Genomic DNA, 22,335 nt, shown 5'->3' with positions numbered 1-22,335 from the left:
AGACCCGCGGCGCACCGAGCATCCCGCCCATGCCGAGCGTCCCGCCCAGCCCGCCCATCCGCGCGTCCCGCCCAGCCCGCGCGTCCCGCCCAGCCGCGTCGGACGGCGCCGCTGTGATCAGTTGATCGGCGGATCCTGGGGCTCGGGCGGCACCAGGAAGTAGACGTCGCGCGTGTCGAGCACCGTGACGCCGTCGCCGGTCACGGTGACCGTGGCCTTGAACAGCTGCGGCTGGTCGGTGGCCGGGACCGCGTTGTTCACCTTCGAGAACAGCTTCCAGCACACCGGGGTGCCGGCGCGGACGTTGTCGTAGGCGTCGCGGAAGCCGTCGCCGTTGCTGTCGCGATCGGTCAGCATGTTGGCGCAGGCCGCGGTGCCGAGCTGCAGGGTCTCCAGGTGATCGACGAACGCGGCGACCGCGTCGACGGCGTCGGACGGGTCGTCGCTGGTGCCGGCGGCGAGGTCGAGGGGCACGCCGTTCGCGAGCGTGCGGATGCCGTTCTCGATCGCGGTCGCGGCGTTGGCGCCGGCGCCGTCGAAGACCAGCGGCGCGTTGCCGGCGGCGGCGTCGACCGCGCCGGTGGCGGTGGCCATGGCGCGCAGGTCGACGTCGGTGTTGGCGGCGAAGCCGCTGCCGAGGATGCCCACCAGGCGCGCGCTGCGGCTGGTCATCTGGGGCAGCACGACGGTGTTCCAGTTCGGGCACTTGTTGGTGTCGCCGGCGCTGAGCGGCTGCTCGTCGGTGGCGAGCAGGATCACCGGCAGCGCGCCCTCGCGGAAGCACGGGTAGCCGAAGGTCGGGTAGCCAGCGTTGGCGGCCGGCGAGCCGGCGCAGGTCGCGCGGGGGTTCACGCCCGACAGGCCGCAGCCGGTGGCGGCGGCGGTGCCGTTGCCGGTGATCGCGGCGAACACCGAGAAGTTCAGCGGCTCGGCGCAGCAGCCGGCGGGCTCGGTGGTCGGGATCGCCGCGAAGCTGGGCAGGGGCTGCAGATCGACGTGGTTGCTGTAGGTGTTCGCGCCGCTGCCGGAGTAGCCGACGGTGCCGGCGCCGGCCCACAGATCCGGGATGCAGGTCGCGGGGTCGCCGGTGCCCAGCGGCGGGCAGGTCAGGTTGCGCACCGCGGTCGCCAGGTTGTTGCGGACCGCGGCGATCTCGGTCGACATCGAGCCCGAGCGATCGATGATGACGTACATGTCGAGCGCCTGGAGGCGGCTGGAGAAGTCGAGGTCGTCGTCGGTGGGGAACTGCGGCGCCTGGTACGGCTCGATGAACACGAAGTCGCCGTTGGCCTGGGGGTTGTCCAGCGGATCGTTGGCGTCGGTGCCGGCCGCGGCCTCGATCAGGTCGCTGACGCCGTCGCCGTCCGTGTCGGCGTTGCCGGCGTCGGTCTCGGTGCCGTCGCGGACGCCGTTGCAGTTGAGATCCTCGGCGCTGTCGAGCAGGCCGTCGTCGTCGCTGTCGAGGTCGTTGAAGTCGGGGCGGCTGTCGCCGTCGGTGTCGCGCGGCGGGCTGACGCCGCCCGACTCGACCTGATCGCTGCGGCAGTCGCCGTCGGAGTCGGTGTCGCGCCAGTTGCCGATGGTGTCGCCGTCGTAGTCGATGACGCCGTCGTCGCGATCGAGGATGGTGTCGTTGTCGGAGTCGGTGTCCTGGAAGTCGGGCGCGTCGGTCCCGTCGGTGTTGACCGGGTTGAGCGGGTCGGAGCCGAGCTCGACGCCGTCGGGGATGCCGTCGCCGTCGTCGTCGGGGTCCTGGAAGTCGGCCTGGCCGTCGCCGTCGAGGTCGCCGGCGCCGTCGACGCCGTCGGGGCGGCCGTTGTTGTCGGAGTCGGTGTCGCGGAAGTCGGGGGTGCCGTCGCCGTCGGAGTCGACCGGCGCCGTCGCCGGGTCGGCGTCGCCGCCCTCGCGGTAGTCCTCGATGCCGTCGCCGTCCGAGTCGGCGTCCTGGTAGTCGGGTGTGCCGTCGCCGTCGGTGTCGATGTTGGTCGCGGCGCCCTCGTCGGCGTCGGAGATGCCGTCGCCGTCAGTGTCAGTGGCGGGCGGGTTGGTGGTGTCGTCGCCGGTGCCGCCACAGGCGGCGAGGGCGACGAACAGGACGGCGGTCAGGACGCGGCGAAACTTCATGTTGGGTCCCCCGAAAAAGAGTCGACAGTCTTATTGAATCACGATCCGTGCCACGAACGAAAGGGCCGCCTCGGGTCGCGACCATCGCTGACTGGCATCTCGGCGCGCGATTCCACGTGTACGACATGGCCCACCACCCGCGGTGGGGTCACCTGTCCGGGGTCAACTGTCGTCGGTGTGCCAGGTCGGCGCGGCCAGCGTGGCAGCGAGCGCTCGACGCTGCGCGTCGCGTCCGTCGGTCGAGCGAACGTTGGTTCAAGGCCCGGCCATGCGCACCCTGTCCTACCTCGTCACCTGCACACGATCGTCCGCGCCGATCGCCGACGATCGCAGACAGTGCACATCAGGCCTACATCGGCTCCGACGGGGTTCCGAGCGCTTACCGCTGGCACTCGGGTTGCGATAGGGCCCGGGATGCGTCTCGCTCGTCGCGCTCTCGCCCTCCTGCTGGTGTCCCTCACCGCCTGCGCCACCGACGTCACGGTCGACGGCTACGTCGACGACGACAACGAGGAGGACATCTTCCTCAGCGATCCGGACGTGCCGGATCGCAACGTGTTCGCGGTCGGCGCCACCGTCGGCGATGTGGCCCGCACCGCGTGCAGCACCGCCGGCGTGAAGCCGCTGGCGCAGCAGCTCCTGGCCGAGGTGAACTGCCTGCGGCCCGACACGTTGACGTCGATCGCCGACATCCCGGGCGTCAGCCTCGGCGCAGGCGCGCTGCCGCAGCTCAACGTCGGCGCTGCGCGCGGGCTCCGGGCCGCGACCGGCGGCAGCCCGATCACGATCTCCTCGAGCACCCGCGCCACGGCGCAGCAGTACGTCCTCTACTACTGGTACACGCACGGGCGCTGCACCAGCGTCGTCAGCCTGGCGGCCCGGCCCGGCCGCTCGAACCACGAGTCGGGCGTCGCGATCGACGTGCCGGCGTACTCGACGTGGAAGGCCCGGCTGCAGGGCCAGGGCTTCCGCTGGCTCGGCTCGAGCGACGTGGTCCACTTCGACTACCAGGGCGTCGGCGCCGTCGACATCCGGCCGCTGGCGGTGAAGGCGTTCCAGCGGCTGTGGAACCGCAACAACCCCGGCGACCGGATCGCCGAGGACGGCGTCTGGGGCAACGCCACCGCGAGCCGCATGGACCGGGCGCCGGCGGGCGGGTTCGCGGCCGGCCCGTCGTGCAGCAGCGCGCCGACGCCGACCCCGACGCCGACGCCGACCCCGACCCCGACGCCCGCCCCGGCGACCGCCAACCTGACCGGCGTGATCTACCAGGGCAGCGACACCTCGGCGCGCATCGCCGGGGCGACGATCACCGTCGGGTCGCTCACCGCGACCTCGTCCGCGACCGGCGTCTACACGCTGACCGGCGTGCCGGTCGGCGCGGTCACGATCACCGCGCGCAAGACCGGCTACACGACCGCCTCGGTCCAGCGGGTGATCGCGACCGGCGTCGACAACTGGGGCTCGGTCAGCCTGACCCGGACGTCGAGCGCGACCGCGCGGCAGGGCCTCGGCGCGACCGCGCCGGCGGCGACCGCCGAGCTCGTCGACGACTGCGGCGGTGTCGACGACGTCGGCACCTGCGACGGCGCGACCGTGCGCCACTGCGCGGCGGGCCGGCTGGTGCAGGTCGACTGCGCCGCCTCGGGCCAGGCGTGCGGCCTGGATCCTGAGGAGGGCTACGCCGACTGCCAGTAGCGCTCCCGGGGCACGCGCGCGCGCCGACTGCCAGTAGCGCTCCCGGGCACGCGCGCGCGCCGACTGCGCGGAGCGATCACGGGCACGCGAGCGGCGCGCACTGCAGCGTCACGCCGTCGATGCCGCAGCCGGAGTTCGGGCGCAGCTCGACCACCGCGGTCCCGGCCGGACACGCCGCGGTCTGGGGCTGGTTGGCGTCGGTGCCGGTGCCGGTCACCGCGACCAGCGTGACGTCGGTGCCGACGACCGCCGCGGCCGACAGCGGCGCGCATCGCAGGCTGACGTTGTTGAACAGCACGTCGTCGGGGCGGTTGCCGTCGAGGCCGACCAGCACCGTACCGGTGGGGCACGCCGCCTCAGCGCTGGTGGTGAACGCGAGGTAGTTCGAGCAGTTGCCGCCGGTGTCGCCGCGCAGCACGACCTCGCCGGTCGGCGCGACCAGGGCGACGCCGTCGACGAGATCGATCGCCCCGCAGCGCAGGTGGATGCCCGAGACCAGGCGCTGGTTGCCGTGGTTCGTGATCCGGTTGTCGGTGAGGTCGAACGCTGCGCCGATCGGCAGCTCGCCGGGCGGGCACCCCAGCGGGTCGCGCGCGCTGCCGCCACCGGTCGAGCCCAGCGTCGTGCCGGTCGCGGTCGGTGTGGTGGCCGCGACGCGACACACCTGCGGGGCGGCGTCGACCGCGGCGTCGACCGCGGCGCGCGCGTCGAGCTCGCCGGGTGGCGCGCCGTCACGGGTGCCGGTCGGCTCGAACGAGCACGCGGTCGCGAGCACCAGCGGCACCAGCCTGCGCATCGGGCGGGAGCGTAACGGCAGCGCCCCGCGATCTCCAACGTGAACCCGCGTCGGGCGTCAGGCGTCAGACGTCGGGCGTCAGGCGTCAGGCGTCAGGCGAGGTCGAACACCAGCACCTCGGCGCCGTCGCCGGTGATGGTCACGTCGCCGGCGTCGCTGGTCGCGAGGGCGTCGCCGGCGCCCAGCACGTGGTCGCCGACCGTGGCCTGGCCACGCGCGACGTGGATCCAGGCGTGGCGGCCCGGCGCGACGGTGTGGATCGCGCGCTCGCCGGCGTCGAACAGCCCGGCCCACATCCGCGCGTCCTGGTGGATGCTGACCGAGCCATCGGCGCCGTCGGGCGACGCCACCAGCCGGAGCTGCCCGCGGCGCGCCTCGGGCGGCACGTGGATCTGCTCGTAGCTGGGCGGGTGGTCGCGCTGGTCGGGAACGATCCAGATTTGCAGGAAGTGGACTGGCGCGGTGCGCGACGGGTTCTCCTCGCTGTGGCGGACGCCGGTGCCGGCGCTCATGCGCTGGACGTCGCCGGGTCGGATCACCGAGCCGTTGCCCATCGAGTCGCGGTGGGCCAGCTCGCCCGACAGCACGTACGACACGATCTCCATGTCGCGGTGGGGGTGGGTGCCGAAACCGCGCCCGGGCGCGACGGTGTCGTCGTTGATCACGCGCAGCGCGCGGAAGCCCATGTGGGCGGGGTCGTGGTAGTCGGCGAACGAGAAGGTGTGGAAGCTCGACAGCCAGCCGTGGTCGGCGTGGCCGCGCTCGTGGGCTCGGCGGATGGTCGCGGGCATGGCCACTACGCTAACGCCGCCTCGCGCCCGCGGAAGGGGCGTGGGCGCAACAGTCCATCCCGGCGGTTGACCACGCCGGCCCGGGCGCCGACGATCGGCCGATGGACGCGCGCCGTCGTCGATGGGCTCGGATCGGTGTAGGCGCGGGCGCCGTGGTGCTGGCCCTGGCCGCGGCGTCGGCGATCCTGGCGCGGCCGCGAGCGTGCGGCGGGCTGGCCGAGCGCTATCCGCCGATCATCGCGTTCGAGCTGGCGCGCGACGGCGGTGATCTGGCGGCGCTGTTCGGCCCGCCGGGGCCGTGCCGCGAGCGCCTGGTCACGGCGATGGACACCGCGAACCTCGTCGACCTGGCGCTGTTCATGCCCGCGTACGGACTGTTGCTGGTGGCGTTCTTCGCGTCGTCGGCGCGGGCGTCGCGCCGGCAGGTGCAGGTCGGGGTCGCGCTGGTCGCGCTGGCGCTCCTGGCGGATCTGCTCGAGGACGTGTGCCTGCTCGCGCTCACGCCCGGGCTCGATCCAGGCTCGCCGTGGCTGGCGCGGCTGCCGTGGGTGACGGCGGTCAAGTGGCTGGCGCTGGGGGCGACCGCGGCGACCGCCGCGACGATCCTGGCCCGCGCCGGCACCTGGGGCCGGCTCGGCGCGGGCGCGAGCGTGGTCGCGCTGGTGCTGACGATCGGCGCGGTCGCGCTGCCGGCGCAGTTCGGGCCGGTGGTCACCGCGGGCGTCGCGGCGGCGTGGCTCGCGTGCCTGGCGGCGATGGCGGCGCGCGCGCGCCGGGGCTGACGCCGCGCGCACGAGACCGGGGATATGCTCGGGCCTCCACCACGGAGGTTCGCATGGGCGGAGGACGCTACAGCTACGAGCAGCACGAGGCCGCCACGCGCGCGCGCGCGGGGCTCACCAAGGCGCAGGTGTTCGCGCAGGGCAGCTGCCACCCGGACCTGAACCCGCGCGGGGTGACGGTGCGCGAGGCGCGCGACAGCGCCGCGCACCCGGCCTCGCGCGGCATCGTCTTCGCGTTCGATGTCAGCGGCTCGATGGGCGAGATCCCGCTCGAGCTGGCCCAGAAGACCCTGCCGGCGTTCATGAAGAGCGTGCTGACGGTGCTGCCGGACCCGCAGGTGATGTTCATGGCGGTCGGCAACGCCTTCGAGAGCCGGTCGCCGCTCCAGGTCGGTCAGTTCGAGAGCGAGGACGCGCTCATCGATCGCTGGCTGCGCGACATCCATCTCGAGGGTGGTGGTGAGTGGCGCGGCGAGTCCTACGACCTCCCGATGTACTTCGCGGCCCACCACACCGCGCTCGACTGCTTCGAGCGGCGCGGCGACAAGGGCTACTTCTTCATGACCGGCGACGAGGTCTGGTACCTCTACGCCGATCGCGCCAAGCTGGCCGAGGTGATCGGCGACGAGGTCCCCGCCCACGTCCCGATCGACGACATCGTCGACGCGCTGGCGCGGCGGTACCACCCGTTCTTCCTGATCCCGGATCCGGCGCGCGCGGCGAACGACCGCGTCGAGGCCAACTGGCGCCGCCTGCTGGGCGACGCGGTGATCGTGCTCGAGACCGCCGAGGACACGGCGCTGGCGGCGGCGATGCTGATCGGCATCCGCGAGGGCCAGCTCGTCGACGCGGCCGCGATCACGGCCAAGCTCGCCGGCGAGCTCAACCTGCCACCGGCGACCGTCGCCCGGGTCGTGCGCGCCGTCGAGCCGTACGCGCGGGCGGTGGCCGGCGGCGGCGGCGATCCGCCCACCGCGCGCCCGCCGGTGACCGGCGTCGCGGGCGTCCGCATGCCGGGCTGAGCGCGCCGTCAGTCGATCCACGCGAGCGTGGCCAGGTGCGCGGCGTCGGACGCGAACGCGCCGCGCAGCGCGCGGACCGGGCCGGGCACCGCGATGGTCGCGGTGAAGGTCGCGGCCGCGACGTCGACCTCGACCTCGGCGTCCTCGAAGCCGAGCCAGCGCTGGGCCAGCGGGTGCCAGGCCTTGAACACGCTCTCCTTGGCCGAGAACAGCAGCCGATCCCAGGCGAGGTCGCCGCGCGGCGCGGTCTCGAGCCAGGCCCGCTCGGTCGACGACGCGACCGTGGCCAGGATCCCGTCGGGCAGCGGGCGGTTCGGCTCGGCGTCGAGGCCGAGTCCGCGCAGGCGCGCTCGGTCGGCGACCGCGGCCGCCGCCAGGCCGGCGCAGTGGGTGATGCTGCCGACCACGCCCGGCGGCCACACCGGCGCCCGCGACGGCGCCCGGGCGATCACCTCGGTCGGGCGGCCGAGCGCGCGCAGCGCGGCGTGGGCGCAGGCGCGGCCGCGGGCGAACTCGGCCCGCCGGATGGGCGCGGCGTCGGCGATCGCCGCGGCCTCGCGCGGGTGCAGCGGCGGCGCGGCGTCGTCGCGGGCCTCGACCACGATCACCCCGGCGACCGCGCCGACCAGGAGCGCGGTCACGCCTCGGCCAGCAGGGCGAGCAGCTCGGTCGCGTCGGCCAGGGCAAGGTCGAGCGCGGTCGTGGCGGTGCCGGGCGCCAGGTGGGCGCGCTGCCACGCGAGCTGATCGCGCGCGCTGCGCGCGTGCGGGCGCGCGTGGTCGTCGTGGCCCTGGGCCGTGAGCACGTGGGCCAGCTCGAGCTCGGCGCGCCAGCGGGTGTTGAGATCGATGCGGCGCAAGAGCTCGACCGCGGCGGTGAGCTCGGCCGCCGCGGCCGCCAGATCGCCGCGGCCACGCTGGGCCTCGCCCAGCAGCGTGCGCGCGATGCCCTCGTACTCGGTCCGCGACGCGCGCGCGCACATCTCGGCGCCGGCCGCGAGCATCGCGATCGCGTCGTCGGTGCGGCCCAGGGCCAGGAGCGCGCGCCCCAGGTTGACCCGGCAGTCGCCCTCGCACGCGCGGTCGCCGATCGCGACGAAGATGCGGAGCGCGTCGTCGAGCAGGCCCTGGCCGCGGGCGGGGTCGCCGTCCTGGGCGTAGCCCTCGCCGAGGTTCGCCAGCGCGATGCCCTCGCGGCGGCGATCGCCGAGCCGGCGCGCCATCGTCAGGGCCTGCTCGGCGAACTGGTGCGACCCGGCCAGGTCGCCGGCCTCGCTGCGGATCGCGGCCTGGCTGCCGACGACGCGCAGCTCGATCTCGAGCAGGCCGCGGGCCCGGGCCAGGTCGCGGGCGCGGGCGCTGTCGCGGTCGGCGTCGCCGAAGCGCCCCGCCTTCATGTGCCGCCACGCGCGCACCAGCAGCGCGCGCGCCAGCAGCTCGGGCCCGCGGCGATCGCGCTGGCCCTCGCACTCGGCGACCAGCGCGTCGAGCACCTCGATCGTGACCAGGCCGGCGCGGCCGCCGATGTCGGCGGCCATCGTCCGGGCGGTGAGCGCGCGCACGGGATCGCTGGCGCCGGCGGTGGCCGCGGCGCGCTCGGCCACCGCCACCCCGGCGACCAGCTCGCCGCGGGCGGCCAGGTTGCGGGCCAGCTCGATGTGGGCGTCGATCGCCAGGTCCGCCGTCGGCGCCAGGGCCGCGGCGCGCTCGAGGCGGGCGGCGCCGGTGGTCGGCTCGCCCAGGGCCGTGGCGACGGTGCCGGCCACGAGCTCGAGGCGCGCGGCCAGCGTCGCGTCGCGCGCGCCGCCGATCGCGACGAGCTCCTGGGCGGCGCCGTCGGCGCGGACCACGGCGGCGTGGGCCAGGTCGAGATCGCCGCGGCTCAGCGCCGCGGTCGCGGCGGCCACCGCGAACCCGAACGCCTCGGGCCACGCGCCGATCGCGTGGTGGTGGTAGGCGAAGACGTGCGCGAACCGGGGATCGCCGGTGCCGTAGATCGCCGTGAGCGCGTCGACGACGGCGCGGTGGGCCCGCCGCCGCGCGCGCGCCGGCATGCGGTCGTAGACGCACTGGCGCACGATCGGGCTGGCGAACCGCAGGTCGTTGCCCACGGTGAGCTCGCGATCCGACAGCAGCCGCAGCGCCAGCGCGGCGTCGAGCGCGTCGTCGACCGCGGCCTCGGTCGCGGCCGCCGCCGCGGTGACCGTGGCCGCCCGGAACTCGTCGCCGAGCACCGCCGCGTACTCGAGGATCGCGCGGTCGGCGGCGGCCAGCTCGTCGAGCCGGGCCGACACCATCGCGGCGACGCTCGCCGGCAGCGCGGTGTCGCCGTCGAGGCGCAGCCGCCAGCCGTCGCCGGCCCGCGCCAGGTCGCCGCGCGCGAGCAGCTGGCGCGTGATCTCGACCAGCGCGAACGGGTTGCCGCCGCTCGCGCGCAGCAGCTGCCGGGTCTCGATCGGCGTCACCCGCAGGCCGTGGAACGCGCCGTCGATCCACGCGCGGACCTCGTCCTCGCCGAACCGGCCCAGCGGCACCTCGAGCAGATCGGCGCCGCGGCCGGCCCGCCAGCCGGCGAAGTCGGGGCTGGCGTCGGCGGTCCGGGCCGTGGTCAGGAGCATCGTGCCGCGCGGCCCCAGCGTGCGGTGCAGGTGATCGAGGAGCTCGAGATCGAGCCGGGTCGCGCAGTGCAGGTCGTCGAGCACCAGCACCATCGGGCGACCGGCGGCCTGGCCGGCGAGCTCGTCGGCGATGGCCGCGAACGCTGACCAGCGCTGACCGGAGCCGACCTCGGCCAGGCCGCCGCGCGGGTCGTTGGTGCTGGCCGGGCGGGTGCAGTCGTCGATCATCGCCAGGAACGTCTCGAGCGGCGGCGGCCGGCTGCCGACGTAGTCGTAGAACCGGCCCGACAGCACCAGCGCGCCCTGGCGCCGTGCGGTCGTGGCGATCCGCTCGGCCAGGCGCGACTTGCCGACGCCGGCGTCGCCGGTGATCACCGCGAGCGGCGGCCGACCGCTGCGGGTCTCGGCCAGCGTCCGCTCGAGCTGAGCGACCTCGCGCGCGCGCCCGACGAAGTGCCCGAACGACGGCCCGTCCGAGCGCGTGACCGCCGTGACCGCGCTGGGGCGGCGCGCGCGCGTCGGCGCGACCAGCGGCGGCGGCGCGCCGGCGGCGTCGCCGGTGGCGAGCTGGGCCAGGCGCTCGGGGCTGCTCGGCCGGGCCGCGGGGTCGCGCGCGAGCGCGGCGTCGATCGCCGCCACGACGCGCTCGGGCAGGTCGGGCACCAGCGCCCGCGGGCTCGGGTAGCGGCCGCCGCTGATCGCTAGCAGGGTCTCGACCGCGGTCGCGCCGCCGAACGGCAGCGCGTTGGTCACGAGCTGGTACAGGAGCACGCCGAGCGCGAACACGTCGGTCGCCGGCGACGCGGCCCGGCCGTCGGTCTGCTCGGGCGCCATGTACGCGACGGTGCCGATGATCGTGCCGGGCGTCGTGATGGCGCGCTCGACCAGGCGCAGGTCGACCGCGAGGCCGAAGTCGAGGACCTTGACCAGCTCGCGGCCGTCGTCGGCCGCGCCCACGATCACGTTGGCGGGCTTGATGTCGCGGTGGACGATGCCGCGCCGGTGCCCGGCCTCGATCGCGGCGCACACGCCCGCGAACACGCTCAGCGCGCGCGCGAGCGGCAGGCGCTGGCCGTCGCACAGCGCCGCCAGGGTCGGGCCCTCGAGCAGCTCCATCACCAGGTACGGTCCGACCGCGGGATCGACGCCGTAGTCGAACAGGCGCACGACGTTGGGGTGGCGGATGTGCGCGGCGGCCTGGGCCTCGATCGCGAACCGCTGGCGGTTGGCGGGCGTGTCCTGGGCCGGCAGCAGCCGCTTGAGCGCGACCAGGTCGTCGAGGCTGCGCCGGCGCGCGGCGTAGACCTCGCCCATGCCGCCGCGCCCGAGCAGGCGCTCGATGACGTAGCGGCCATCGATGACGTGATCGGCGGCGAGCGAGGATGCGGACGGCGCCGCCATCCGGCGATCGAACCACGAGGGCGCGGATGCCGCCAGGGCCAGCGGCGACGGCCTCGCCGGGCCCAGCCGCGGCCAGGCACACGCGCTGGCACGTGCCGGCACGTGCCGGCCCGCGGCGGCCGGTCGCGGCGGCAAGTGCGCGGGATGTCGTGGCGCGGGGGCGGCACGCCGCTGGCAATGGGTCGTCACCTCATCGCCCTGGAGGACCCCTTGACTCGTTCGAGCTTGCCCTACTTCGTGATCTCCACCGCGCTCGCGGCCGCTGCTTGCAGCGACGACGGCGCCACCCCCTCGACCGACGCCCCGCCCGGCGTCGACGCCGCGGTCGACGTCGACGCGCCGGTCGCGACCGTGACCGCGTCGCGGCCGTCGAAGTCCGGCACGATCGCGATCACCGAGGACGACACCCGCGTGCTGATGGTCAACCCGGAGGCGGGCACCGTCAGCATCTTCGACACCGCGACCAACGCGCGGATCGCCGAGGTGCCGACCGGGCGCGAGCCCAGCGCGGTCGTGATCCACCCCGACGGCAAGACCGCGTTCGTCGCCAACCGCGGCGACGCGACCGTCGTGAAGATCTCGAACGTCGACGGCGCCGCGCCGTCCGTCTCGGGCCCGCTCGCGGTCGGCTCCGAGCCCACCGGCCTGGCGCTGTCGCCGACCGGCGCGACCCTGTACGTCGCCGAGTGGGCCGAGGGCCGGATCGCGGTGGTCGCGACCGCGACCATGATCGAGACCGGCGCGATCACCGCGCCGCGCAACCCGCGCGGGCTCGCCGTCACCAACGACGGCGACGCCGACGACAGCGACGAGCTGATCGTCGTGCCCGAGTTCTTCGGCGAGCCGACCGGCGAGGAGGGCGCCGACGGCAGCCGCGCCGGCCGGGTCCGCCTGTACCGCACCAGCGATCTCGCGCCCGAGGCGCCGATCACGTTCGCGCCGATCGACACCGGGTTCGCGCCGGCCGGCGCCGCCGCCGGCACGCCGACCGCGATCACCGCGCCCAACCAGCTCTGGGGCGCCGTCGTCGTCGGCGCGAAGATCTACGTGCCGAGCATCTCCGCCGCCCCCGCGGCGCCGGTCAACTTCCAGACCAACGTCCACGCCGTGCTCTACGTCGGCGACCTGACCGCCCACGCCGAGGACCGCGGGCTCAACGGTACGATGGTGCTGCCGCGGCTGGTGCGCGATCAGATCCCCGATCCGACGGGCCGGCAGTTCCTGGCCGACATCGTCGACCTCGACTTCGTCGGCACCGGCGTCGCCTACGTGCTGGCGCGCGGCACCGACACGGTCCAGCGGGTCGTCCTCGATCCGGCCAGCGGCCCGCAGCTCGGCTCGGCCCAGAACAAGCAGATCGAGCTCAACACCACCCCGGCCAGCTCGCCGGGGCCGTGCCAGGCGCCGACCGGCATCGTCACCGCGCACGTCGGCGCGCGCGCGTTCGTCAACTGCTGGGTGACCCGCTCGCTGGGCGTGATCGACCTGTCGCAGCAGCGGCTGATCGCGACGGTCGGCTCGGCCACGATCATCGCCGGTGAGCGCGACGCTCAGGACGGCCGGCGGTTCTTCTTCACCGGCCGCGGGCGCTGGTCCAACAGCGGCTGGAGCGACTGCGCGTCGTGCCACCCCGACGGGCTCACCGACAACATCACCTGGAGCTTCGCCGCCGGGCCGCGCCAGTCGACCTCGGTCGACGGCGCCTACAGCCACGGCCCCGGCGTGCAGAAGCAGCGGGTCTTCAACTGGACCGGCATCTTCGACGAGATGCACGACTTCGAGCGCAACACCCGCGGCGTGTCGGGCGGCAAGGGCGCGGTGACCCGGCCCGACCCGGCGATCGCCGGCGCGGTCTGCGGCAACCTCGCGCAGGAGGTCCAGGTCGCGATCTCGGGCGACGGCCTCGGGCGCGCGGTCAAGGTCGACCAGGACGGCGCCGGCACCTGCACCCACGACTGGGACAAGATCGACGCGTTCGCCCGCACGATCCGCCCGCCGCTGGCGCTGCGCAAGGTCGATCCGGCGGCGGCGATGCGCGGGGCCGCGCTGTTCGGCCTCGCGACGGCGACCGCGAACAACGCCGGCTGCGTCCAGTGCCACGGCGGCCCCGGCTGGACCGCGTCGCGCGTCGCGTTCACGCCGGCGGCGGCGGAGCCGTCGCCGCTCGCGAGCGCGGCGTTCACCCCGCCGGCGCTGTGGGCGCCGGCGACGAGCGCGGCCGGCTGGAACTTCCACACCACCCAGATCGCGACCCAGCCGTCGTCGACGTTCTTCGACGGGTTCGAGAACGCCAACCGGTCGGCCCCCAACCAGGTCGCGTGCGTGCTGCGCAACGTCGGCACGTTCGGCAACGACGCGCTCGAGCGCCGGCTGGTCAACGGCAACCTCGTGCGCGCGCAGGGGCGCCTCGGCTACAACGTGCCGTCGCTGTACGGCCTCGCGGTCGGCGCGCCGTACCTCCACCACGGCGGCGGCAGCGATCTGGCCGACCTGTTCGACGACCCGGCCTGGCAGGCCCACGCCACCGCCGGCAACCCGATCTGGCTGGCGTCGGGGACCCCGGCCGAGCTCGCGCAGAAGAAGGCGGACCTGGCGGCGTTCCTGCTGTCGATCGACGCCACCACGGGCGAGCAGCCGCTGCCGGCGGGCTTCGACGGCTGTCCGTAGCCGACGTGGTCACGCGTCGGCGTCGTCGCTGCCGGCGCCGCCGCCGCCCTCGGGCGCGGCCAGCGCGGCGGCGTCGGGGTGCTTGCTGAGGTAGCGGCGCAGCTGGTTGCGGTGGACGCCGAGGCGGCGGGCGGCGCGGCTGACGTTGCCGGCCTCGGCGCGCAGCGCCGCGAGGATCGCGTCGTCGTCAGGCAGCCCGATCGAGCGTGGGCGCGCGGCCTCGGCCTCGGCGGCGGGCGCGGCGGGGACGTGCGCCCGACCGGCCTGCTCGTCGAGCTCCTCGGCCCGCACCGCCGGGCGGTCGGCCTCGAGCGCCGCGTGGGCGGCGCGGTCGACCTCGGCCATCAGCTCGCGGACGTTGCCGGGCCACGGCCGCAGCAGGCACGCCTCGATCAGCGACGGGTGGGCGGGCAGGCCGCGGGCCTTGATGGCCTCGGCGATCAGCCACGGGATCTCCTCGAGCCGATCGCGCAGGGCCGGCAGCCGGACCTCGGGTCGGCCGATGCGGTAGTACAGGTCGTCGCGGAAGCTGCCGGCCGCGACCGCCGCGCGCAGGTCGCGCAAGGTCGCGGCGACCATCCGCAGCTGCACCGCCCGCGGGCGCGCCGCGCCCAGCGCCAGCAGCTCGCCGGTCTCGAGCACGCGCAGGAGCTTGGCCTGCACGTCGAGGTCGAGCTCGGCGACCTCGTCGAGGAACAGCGTGCCGCCGTCGGCGGCGGCCAGGTAGCCGTCGGCGTCGCGATCGGCGCCGGAGTAGGCGCCCTTGCGCGTGCCGAACAGCAGGCGCTCGGCCAGGCCGGCGGGGATCGCCGCGCAGTTGACCGCGACCAGCTCGCCGCTGACGTTCGACGCGCGGTGGAACGCGCGCGCGGCCAGCTCCTTGCCGACGCCGCTCTCGCCGGTGACCAGCAGCGAGCGACCGCCGCGCGCGGCCCGCTCGACCGCGGTCCACGCGGCGCGCAGGGTGGGACCGATCACGCCGGCCTCGACGGAGACCGTGGCGCCCTCGAACGCGCGCACGTCGGCGACCGCGATCACGACGGTGCGTCCGACCCGCACCACCGTCGGCACCGGCGCCGCGACCTCGATCGACGCGATCTGGCGCCCGCCCACGAACGTGCCGTTGCGGCTGCCGAGATCGGCGACCCGGACCTGGTCGCCGGCCCCGGTGATGCGCGCGTGCTGCCGGCTCATGCGGTCATCGCTGGCGGCGGCCAGGGGCTCGCGCCCGAGGATCAGCCCGGCCGCCGGGATGCGGAGCGCGATCAGCCGCGGCGTGCGGTCGCTCCAGACGACCACGACGCCGGGGACGGGCGCGCTGTCGCCGCTCGACTCGACCTCGCTGTCGCGCGCGGTGTCCCACATCCGCGCGTTCATACCAGCGCCGCGGCCGTCGAGGCCAGGGCCGTTGCCACGTGCCCGGCTCGCCTCAGGAGGCGGCGGGCCTCGAACTCGAAACTCTCGACGAGCGACGAGCGACGTTCGCCGTCGCCCCTCGCGCCGTCGCCCCTCGCGCCGCCGCCCGTCGCGCCAGCGCGTCGCACCCGCCGCCCGCCTCACACCGCCGCCCGTCGCGCCAGCGCGTCGCACCCGCCGCCCTCACCCCCGCCGCGCGCGTCAGCTCATCAGTACGGGCACCACGCGCCCATCGTCGCCGTGTACTCCGCGACCGCGTGGCTGAACTCGTCGCCGCAGTTGGCGTTGCCGCCGAGCGAGCTGCCGCCGAAGTGGTCGACGCAGGTGTCGTGCTCGAAGCAGTCGAGCATGAGGTCGGTGTCGAGGAAGTTGCAGCCCGCGCCGCACCGGCCGAGGCAGCTGCCCGAGTTGGCGGTGCGGGTCCACTGCCACTGCTGGCCGCCGTTGCCGGCGTCGTAGTAGGCGGTGTAGTTGTAGCCGGGCCGCAGGCAGGTGTTGTAGATGCTGTCGTCGTTGGTGGTGTTGGCGACCGCGAGCTTGTCGCGGACGTCGACCTCGCGGGTCTCGACGGTGTACCCGGCCGGGGCGTCGGCCAGCCAGTCGGCGTGGCGCGACAGGAACATGCCCTGCAGCGAGTTCTCGACGACGTCGGTGTACTGGGTGTTCATCGCGTCGCGCAGATCGAGCAGCGCGGTCAGGTCGCGCGGCGCGAGCTCGGCGAGGTGACCGTCCTCGGTCAGCACGCCCTGCACGTCGTACGTGAAGTCCATGGGCGCGCCGTTGACCTCGAGGTGGAGCGCGACCGTGCGCTGATCGAGCGACGTGCTCTCGAACAGCACGACCGACTCGCCGTTGTCGAGCGCGCCGGCGACCGTGGTGCCGTCGAGCCGCGACAGCTCGAAGCTGCGAGCCGTGGGCTCGTCCGACATGCACCCGACGCTCAGACCCGCCGCCGCGACGAAGATCGCAAGTCCACAGGGAAGCTTCATAGCGCGCTCCTTCGGTAGCCCGGCTGGCTCGGTGAGCCCCGTGGCTTTGCGTCCGCCGATTGCCCGGCGTTTGCCTTTTTCGAGGAGAGAAGACCCCTCCTGCTCCGATCCATCTACTGCTTCGCCAGACGAAAAAACAATAAGATTCGTTGCACATTTTTCAGGTTCAGATGTCCGCCTTCAGCCCACGCCAACGCAGGTCGGGGCGCGATGCCGTACGCCGGATCCCTCGTCCCCACATGCGCCCGCGGCGCGTGCCGCCGGGCGGCGGAGCGCGAAAACCGCTGCCGGCGACCGACTATTCCTGGAGGCGATGCCAGCACTTCCGCATGGATCGCGGGTCGCACAACAGCGCCGGTCGAGCTAGCTTCAAGCCCATGCGTCGTGCCCTCGCGCTCTCCCTGTTCGTGTCGGTCGTCGCGTGCTCGGGCAAGAAGGGCGCGCCGGCCAGCGATCCCCCAGCGCCGCCGGCGCGGTCGGGGGCGGGCGACGGCGAGCCCGCGGTCTCGCCCGAGTTCACGGCCGATCAGCTGCGCGAGGCCGCGCTGGCCGGGGCGTTCGTGCGCCGGTTCGAGCGCGATCACCTGCGCCACCACGTGCTCGACGACACCATCTCGGCCGAGGCCTTCGACGCGTACCTGAAGCAGCTCGACTTCGGGAAGCTGTTCCTGTTGACCGCGGATCGCGAGGCGCTGGCCGTCCACGCCCAGCGGATCGACGACGAGCTCCACGCCGGCGATCTGGCGCTGGCCCACGAGGGCGCGGCCCGGTTCGTCGCGCGGGTCGCGGTGGTCGAGAAGATCGTCGCCGAGCTGCTGGCGGCGCCGCTCGATCACGACGACGAGGAGGTGGTCGAGCTCGATCCCGACAAGCTGCGGCCCGCGGCCACCGACGCCGAGCTGCGCGAGCGCTGGCGCCAGCGCCTCGAGCTGGAGCTGCTCGAGCGCACCGCGCTGCCGCTCAAGCCGGCCAAGGGCGATCCGGCGCCGGCGCCGCTGGCCGAGCGCGAGGCCAAGGCCCGGGCGGCGCTGGCGACCTCGTACGCCGGGCGGTTCGCGCGGCTGCGCAACGTCCGTCCCATCGACGCCAGCGCCGACCTGCTCAACGCGGTCGCGAGCGTGTTCGATCCCCACACCGAGTACCTGCCGCCGTCGGACAAGGCCAACTTCGACATCAACATGTCGGGCTCGCTCGAGGGCATCGGCGCGGTGCTGCGCGAGCGCGATCACTACGTGGAGGTCGCCGAGCTGGTGGCCGGCGGCGCCGCCTGGCGCCAGGGCCAGCTCGCCGCCGGCGATCTGATCCTCGCGGTCACCCCGCCCGGCGGCGACGTCGTCGACATCGCCGACATGCACATCGACGACGTCGTCAAGATGATCCGCGGGCCCAAGGGCACCGACGTCCGGCTCAAGGTCAAGAAGGACAGCGGCGCCGAGCAGGTGATCGACATCACCCGCGACGTGGTCGTGCTCGAGGCCACCTACGCCCGCGGCGCGATCATGACCGGCAAGGGCCTGCCCAAGCTCGGTTACGTGTACCTGCCCAGCTTCTACGGCGGCCAGGCCCACGACTCGGCCACCGACGTGCGCGCGCTGCTCACCCGGCTGCGCCAGCGCGACGTGGCCGGGGTCGTGCTCGATCTCCGCGGCAACGGCGGCGGCTACCTCGAGGACGCGGTCACGATGTCGGGCCTGTTCATCGATCGCGGCCCGGTGGTGCAGGTCGCCGACGGCGCCGGCGAGCGCGAGGTCCTCGACGACGACGAGCCCGGGACCGCGTTCGATCGCCCGGTCGTCGTGCTGGTCGATCGCTTCAGCGCGTCGGCGTCCGAGATCGTGGCCGCGGCGCTGCAGGACTACCGGCGCGCGGTCGTCGTCGGCACCAGCGCGACCCACGGCAAGGGCACGGTCCAGTCGCTGGTCAGCCTCGATCGGGACGCCGGCGGCCGCCTGCAGCTCGGCTCGCTCAAGCTGACGTTCCAGCAGTTCTACCGCGTCAACGGCGCGTCGACGCAGCTCGACGGTGTCAGCCCCGACATCGGGCTGCCCGATCCGACGGCGTACGTCGACAGCCGCGAGGGCTCGCTGCCGCACGCGATCGCGGCGTCGCGCATCGACGCGGCCGATCACGCCGACTGGGCCGCCAGCGCCGACGTCCCGGCGCTGCGGACCAAGAGCGCCGCCCGGGTGGCCAAGCAGCCGCTGTTCGCCAAGGTCGACGCGTCGGTAGTGCTGCTCAAGGCCCGGCGCGAGGACACCCTGGTGCCGCTGGCGCGGCCGGCGTGGGAGGCGCGGCGGGCCGCGCAGCAGGCCGCGATCGACGCGGTCACGATCGATCTGACCAAGGTGCCGCCCGGCCTCAAGGTCGAGCTGCTCGATCCGCCGCCGCCGCCGGTGGCGGGCGAGCGCGTCGACGATCGCATGACCAAGTGGGGCGACTCGCTGGCGCGCGACCCGTGGCTCGACGAGGCCGTCCGCGTCCTCGCCGACATGAGCCGCTGATCGCGGTCGCGCGCGTCGCTGGCCCCGGGGCGCGGCGGTCGCGCGCTCGACCGGGGCGCTACCCGATCGCGGCCACGCGCGCGCGGGCCTCGCCGACCCGCGGCAAGGTCGCGCCGCCGCGGCCCTCGACGACGATCGACGCGGCGGCCGCGCCCAGCTTGGCCGCGGCCACGGGATCGCGGCCCTCGGCCAGGCCCAGGAAGAACCCGGCTGCGAAGGTGTCGCCGGCGCCGGTGGGATCGACCTCGGTCGCGTGCGGGTAGATCCCGACCCGCGTGGTCGTGCCGCGCACGATCACGTCGCAGCCGCGCGCGCCGTGGGTGAACGCGACGATCGGCACGTGCCGACACAGGCGGTCGAGCAGATCGCCCTGCTCGACCAGATCCTCCTCGCCGCAGGCCGCGAACGCGACCCGCGCGAGGAGCGCGCCGTCGACGTCCCACGGGGTCTGCACGACCGCCTCGCCCGGCCCGCGATCCTTGATCCAGCCCTGGATCGCGATCGCCACCTGGTGCCCGGCGCAGGCGTCGAGCCACGCGGCCAGGTCGAGCTCCTGCAGCACCGGCGCCAGGTGGACCAGCGCGCCGTCGGGCAGGCGCGGCGGCGGCGCCACCGCCGGCGCGGTCGCCTCGATCCGCTGCACCCGCAGGGCGCCCTCGGGGTAGAGGTTGGTGAACAGCGTCGTCACGCCGCCGCGCGCGACGGTCGCGGTCAGCCCGGCGAACGCGTCCTCGCACGCGAAGTCGGCGCCGACCGCGGTGACCAGGTGGACGTCGGCGCCGAGCGCGGCCTGGGTGCGGGCGCCGTAGAACGCGCAGCCGCCCGGCACGATCTCGGCGCCGTAGCGGTCGTGGGTGACGTGGCCGGCGATGACGATCTGGGTCGCGCTCACGCGAAGAACTCACCGCCCGAGATGTTGTAGGCCTCGCCGGTGACCGCGGCGGCCTCGGGCGAGGCCAGCCAGGTGATCAGCGCGGCGCACTCGTCGGCGCTCACCATCCGGCCGATCGGGATGCCGGCGTGGATCCCGTCGAGCACGGCGGCGCGCGGCTGCCCGCGCTCGGCGGCGGTCTTGGTCACGTCGGCCTGGGCCATGGGCGTGTCGACCCAGCCCGGGCAGACCGCGTTGACCGTGATCGCGCGCGGCGCCAGCTCCTTGCTGACGCACTTCACGACCCCGAGCAGCGCGTGCTTCGACGCGCAGTACGCGGCGTAGCCGGGGCGGCCCAGCTTGCCCAGCCCCGAGGCCACCGCGACGATGCGGCCGCCCGCGGGCATGGTCGGCGCCACCGCCTTCATCGCGAAGTAGCTGCCGTGCAGGTTGACCGCGAGCGTCTCCCACCAGGTCGCGTCGTCGGCCTCCTCGTCGAGGCGAGCCTGCTTGCAGACGCCGGCCGAGAGCACGAGCGTGTGGACCGGCGGCAGGGCCGCGAGGGCCGCGTGGAGCGCGCCGTGGTCGCCGACGTCGAGCGCGAGCGGCCGCACCCGGTCGCCGTGGCGCGCCACCAGCGCCGCCAGGCCGTCGGCGTGGCGCGCGATCGCCACCACCTGATCGCCGCGCGCGATCAGCCGCTCGACCACCGCCAGGCCGATGCCGCTCGACGCGCCCGTGACCGCCGCCAGTCGGGTCACGCCGGCTCCATCGTCGCTTCCAGCGCCGGGATCAGCACGTCGTCGGGCACCGGGATCGCGTAGTCGCCGCCGACCTGCCACAGCGCGCCGGGCTCGGCCACGAGCGCCATGCGCACGCCCTCGGTCAGGAACTTCTTGTCGTAGCGCATGGCGTCGATGATGTCGGGGATGCGCATCGACGCCGGGATCGTCGTCGGCAGGTTGTACTTGGCGATCAGCCGGCGGTGGGTCTCGACCAGCTCGTCGTCGCAGCCGCCCAGGAGCCGCGCGATCCGCGCCGCGACCATCATGCCGATCGCGACGGCCTCGCCGTGCGACAGCTCGTAGGCCGACAGGTACTCGACCGCGTGGCCGACGTTGTGGCCGTACTGCAGGACCATGCCGGCGGCGTGCTCCTTGGGATCGACCGCCATCAGCTCGCACTTGAGCTCGATGTTGCGCTTGACCACCCGCTCGAGGAACTCGGGGTCGCGGTGGTCGCCCTCGTAGGCCAGCAGGTCGGTCAGGTACTGCGGGTCCTGGCCGAGCGCGTGCTTGACGACCTCGGCCAGGCCGTCGGGGATGAGCCAGTCCTCGAGGGTCGCGAGGAAGTTGACGTCGACGACGACGCGGATCGGCGGGTAGTAGGCGCCGATCAGGTTCTTGCCGCGGGTGCCGTTGAGCGCCTGCTTGTGGCTGATCGCCGCGTCGCACTGGGCCATCAGCGTGGTCGGCACGTGGATCAGGCCGATGCCGCGGTACAGGGTCGACGCGACGAACCCGCAGACGTTGCAGACCGCGCCGCCGCCGAGCGACACCAGCACGCTGCGCTCGTCGATGCCCTGCTCGAGCACGTGATCGACCAGGCGCGCGTAGTTGGTGATGGTCTTGCTGACCTCGCCGTCCTCCATGACGATCCGGTGGACCAGGTAGCCGCGGGCCTCGAGCGCGCCGACGAAGGCGTCGCCGTACAGGCCGTTGACCGTGGTGTCGGTGAACACGAAGATGGGCGACGACGCGCTCCTGGCGGGGATGCCGAGATCGAGCCGGGCCGGGTCGGTGGCGATGCCGCGCCCGACCACGACCTCGGTGGTCGCCGGCGCGCCGGTCTGGAACGCGTAGACCTGCCCGGGCGCCGCGCCCGGCGGCGGCGTGATCGTGCGGACGTGCTGCTCGCGCCGCTGCTTGCGGTAGCGCATCTCGGTGTGGATCAGCGCGGCCGGGGTGTCGACGTCGTCCCACGGCAGGCCGTCGGCGCCGACCGCGCGGGCCAGGCCGCGCGGCGCCAGCAGGTTGATCGCGTCGAACAGGTTGGCCTTGGGCGAGGCCGCGTAGACCTCGGCGAAGGTCGCCCAGACCTCGGGGCCGACCGCGAACAGGCCGCAGTCGACGCCGTCGAAGCCCGGGACCTGCCAGCCCATCTCGAGGATCGCGCCGCGGTGCTGCTTGACCTTGACCGCGGCCTCGGCGTCGAACACCTCGGCCAGGTCGGAGTCGACCATCGCGACGACCTCGCCGTCGCCGGGGCGCTGGGCGCAGATGCGCTCGATCAGCCCGGCGTCGAACACGTGATCGCCCATCGCGATCACGAACCGGTCGGGCAGCAGCGATCGCGCCGCCAGCAGCGACGCGACCAGGCCGTCCTCCTGCCAGTTCGGCGCCTCGGCGAACCGCACCTTGATCTTGGTCAGGCGCGGGTGGTGGGTGAGCGCCTTGACGATCGTCGGGGCCTCGTAGCCGACGACGACCACCGCCTCCTCGACGCCGGCCGCCTCGCACTGCACCAGCGTCCGTACGATCATCGGCAGGCCGGCGACCCAGACCAGCGGCTTGGGCATGCCGGGGCGGTCGAGACGGGCGCCGCGGCCAGCGGCAGGGATGAGCACGCGCTTGATGGACATGGGTGACTCCTGACGGACC

The 22,335-nt window shown here is 74.5% G+C and carries 15 protein-coding genes and 1 riboswitch; of the genes, 5 read left to right on the top strand and 10 right to left on the bottom strand.

Annotation, left to right across the window (positions count from 1 at the left end; translation table 11 throughout):
- Positions 1-117: 117 nt before the first annotated feature.
- Positions 118-2,124 (bottom strand): VWA domain-containing protein, encoded by a 2,007-nt coding sequence (locus IPL61_23525; GenBank protein MBK9034195.1) that lies wholly within the window; start codon positions 2,122-2,124, stop codon positions 118-120.
- Between the two features lie 450 nt (positions 2,125-2,574).
- Here IPL61_23525 and IPL61_23520 point away from each other — a divergent pair, with 450 nt between their 5' ends.
- Positions 2,575-3,822, top strand: coding sequence for a D-alanyl-D-alanine carboxypeptidase family protein (locus IPL61_23520; GenBank protein ID MBK9034194.1), 1,248 nt, complete (start codon positions 2,575-2,577; stop codon positions 3,820-3,822).
- A gap of 76 nt (positions 3,823-3,898) precedes the next feature.
- Here IPL61_23520 and IPL61_23515 read toward each other — a convergent pair whose 3' ends face one another.
- Positions 3,899-4,618: a hypothetical protein gene (locus tag IPL61_23515; GenBank protein ID MBK9034193.1), complete on the bottom strand. Its 720-nt coding sequence runs from the start codon at positions 4,616-4,618 to the stop codon at positions 3,899-3,901.
- A 92-nt stretch (positions 4,619-4,710) separates the two neighbouring features.
- Entirely contained in the window at positions 4,711-5,409 is a 699-nt protein-coding gene (locus IPL61_23510) for a pirin family protein (protein ID MBK9034192.1), read from the bottom strand.
- Between the two features lie 152 nt (positions 5,410-5,561).
- Between IPL61_23510 and IPL61_23505 the strand changes: the two genes are divergently transcribed.
- The gene (locus tag IPL61_23505; GenBank protein ID MBK9034191.1) at positions 5,562-6,191 is read left to right on the top strand and encodes a hypothetical protein; all 630 of its coding nucleotides are present in this window, start codon (positions 5,562-5,564) and stop codon (positions 6,189-6,191) included.
- Positions 6,192-6,244: 53 nt separating this feature from the next.
- Positions 6,245-7,213, top strand: a complete 969-nt coding sequence (locus IPL61_23500; GenBank protein MBK9034190.1) for a VWA domain-containing protein — start codon at positions 6,245-6,247, stop codon at positions 7,211-7,213.
- A gap of 8 nt (positions 7,214-7,221) precedes the next feature.
- Here the strand turns inward: IPL61_23500 and IPL61_23495 are convergent, their stop codons facing one another.
- Both IPL61_23495 and IPL61_23490 read right to left on the bottom strand, forming a co-directional pair.
- A complete protein-coding gene (locus IPL61_23495; protein MBK9034189.1) occupies positions 7,222-7,854 on the bottom strand; it encodes a 4'-phosphopantetheinyl transferase superfamily protein in 633 nt (210 codons plus the stop codon).
- Positions 7,851-11,231, bottom strand: a complete 3,381-nt coding sequence (locus IPL61_23490; protein MBK9034188.1) for a protein kinase — start codon at positions 11,229-11,231, stop codon at positions 7,851-7,853. Before IPL61_23490 ends, IPL61_23495 begins: the two co-directional genes overlap by 4 nt.
- Before the next feature lie 210 nt (positions 11,232-11,441).
- On the opposite strand from IPL61_23490, the gene IPL61_23485 reads away from it, so the two are divergent.
- On the top strand, positions 11,442-13,898 hold the full coding sequence (locus IPL61_23485; GenBank protein MBK9034187.1) for a YncE family protein: 2,457 nt from the start codon (positions 11,442-11,444) through the stop codon (positions 13,896-13,898).
- Positions 13,899-13,907: 9 nt separating this feature from the next.
- On the opposite strand, the gene IPL61_23480 is transcribed toward IPL61_23485, so the two are convergent.
- Both IPL61_23480 and IPL61_23475 read right to left on the bottom strand, forming a co-directional pair.
- A complete protein-coding gene (locus IPL61_23480) occupies positions 13,908-15,263 on the bottom strand; it encodes a sigma 54-interacting transcriptional regulator (protein MBK9034186.1) in 1,356 nt (451 codons plus the stop codon).
- Positions 15,264-15,523: 260 nt separating this feature from the next.
- Complete coding sequence (locus IPL61_23475; GenBank protein ID MBK9034185.1) at positions 15,524-16,243, bottom strand: hypothetical protein; 720 nt, start codon at positions 16,241-16,243, stop codon at positions 15,524-15,526.
- A 70-nt stretch (positions 16,244-16,313) separates the two neighbouring features.
- Positions 16,314-16,388, bottom strand: a riboswitch (cyclic di-GMP riboswitch).
- Positions 16,389-16,680: 292 nt separating this feature from the next.
- Here IPL61_23475 and IPL61_23470 point away from each other — a divergent pair.
- Entirely contained in the window at positions 16,681-18,804 is a 2,124-nt protein-coding gene (locus IPL61_23470; protein ID MBK9034184.1) for a carboxy terminal-processing peptidase, read from the top strand.
- Between the two features lie 58 nt (positions 18,805-18,862).
- On the opposite strand, the gene IPL61_23465 is transcribed toward IPL61_23470, so the two are convergent.
- The 3 genes from IPL61_23465 to IPL61_23455 are packed head-to-tail and all read right to left on the bottom strand — an operon-like array spanning position 18,863 to position 22,316.
- Entirely contained in the window at positions 18,863-19,696 is an 834-nt protein-coding gene (locus IPL61_23465) for a sugar kinase (protein ID MBK9034183.1), read from the bottom strand.
- Positions 19,693-20,436 carry an SDR family oxidoreductase gene (locus IPL61_23460; protein ID MBK9034182.1) on the bottom strand — a complete coding sequence of 248 codons (744 nt, stop codon included), beginning with the start codon at positions 20,434-20,436 and terminating at the stop codon, positions 19,693-19,695. Before IPL61_23460 ends, IPL61_23465 begins: the two co-directional genes overlap by 4 nt.
- A complete protein-coding gene (locus tag IPL61_23455) occupies positions 20,433-22,316 on the bottom strand; it encodes an iron-containing alcohol dehydrogenase (GenBank protein ID MBK9034181.1) in 1,884 nt (627 codons plus the stop codon). The genes IPL61_23460 and IPL61_23455 overlap by 4 nt, the downstream gene beginning before the upstream one ends.
- Between the last annotated feature and the right edge of the window lie 19 nt (positions 22,317-22,335).

The sequence above is a fragment of the Myxococcales bacterium genome (assembly GCA_016717005.1).
In the GTDB taxonomy this organism is placed as follows: Bacteria; Myxococcota_A; Polyangia; order Haliangiales; family Haliangiaceae; genus UBA2376.
Note: the sequence above shows the minus strand (reverse complement) of the source record. Positions and strands in the feature narration are given on the sequence as shown.

Coding starts and splice junctions, on each gene's coding strand:
- IPL61_23510 (MBK9034192.1), bottom strand. CDS start 5,409: ATGCCCGCGACCATCCGCCGAGCCCACGAGCGCGGCCACGCCGACCAC.
- IPL61_23490 (MBK9034188.1), bottom strand. CDS start 11,231: ATGGCGGCGCCGTCCGCATCCTCGCTCGCCGCCGATCACGTCATCGAT.
- IPL61_23500 (MBK9034190.1), top strand. CDS start 6,245: ATGGGCGGAGGACGCTACAGCTACGAGCAGCACGAGGCCGCCACGCGC.
- IPL61_23470 (MBK9034184.1), top strand. CDS start 16,681: ATGCGTCGTGCCCTCGCGCTCTCCCTGTTCGTGTCGGTCGTCGCGTGC.
- IPL61_23480 (MBK9034186.1), bottom strand. CDS start 15,263: ATGTGGGACACCGCGCGCGACAGCGAGGTCGAGTCGAGCGGCGACAGC.
- IPL61_23455 (MBK9034181.1), bottom strand. CDS start 22,316: ATGTCCATCAAGCGCGTGCTCATCCCTGCCGCTGGCCGCGGCGCCCGT.
- IPL61_23515 (MBK9034193.1), bottom strand. CDS start 4,618: ATGCGCAGGCTGGTGCCGCTGGTGCTCGCGACCGCGTGCTCGTTCGAG.
- IPL61_23525 (MBK9034195.1), bottom strand. CDS start 2,124: ATGAAGTTTCGCCGCGTCCTGACCGCCGTCCTGTTCGTCGCCCTCGCC.
- IPL61_23475 (MBK9034185.1), bottom strand. CDS start 16,243: ATGTCGGACGAGCCCACGGCTCGCAGCTTCGAGCTGTCGCGGCTCGAC.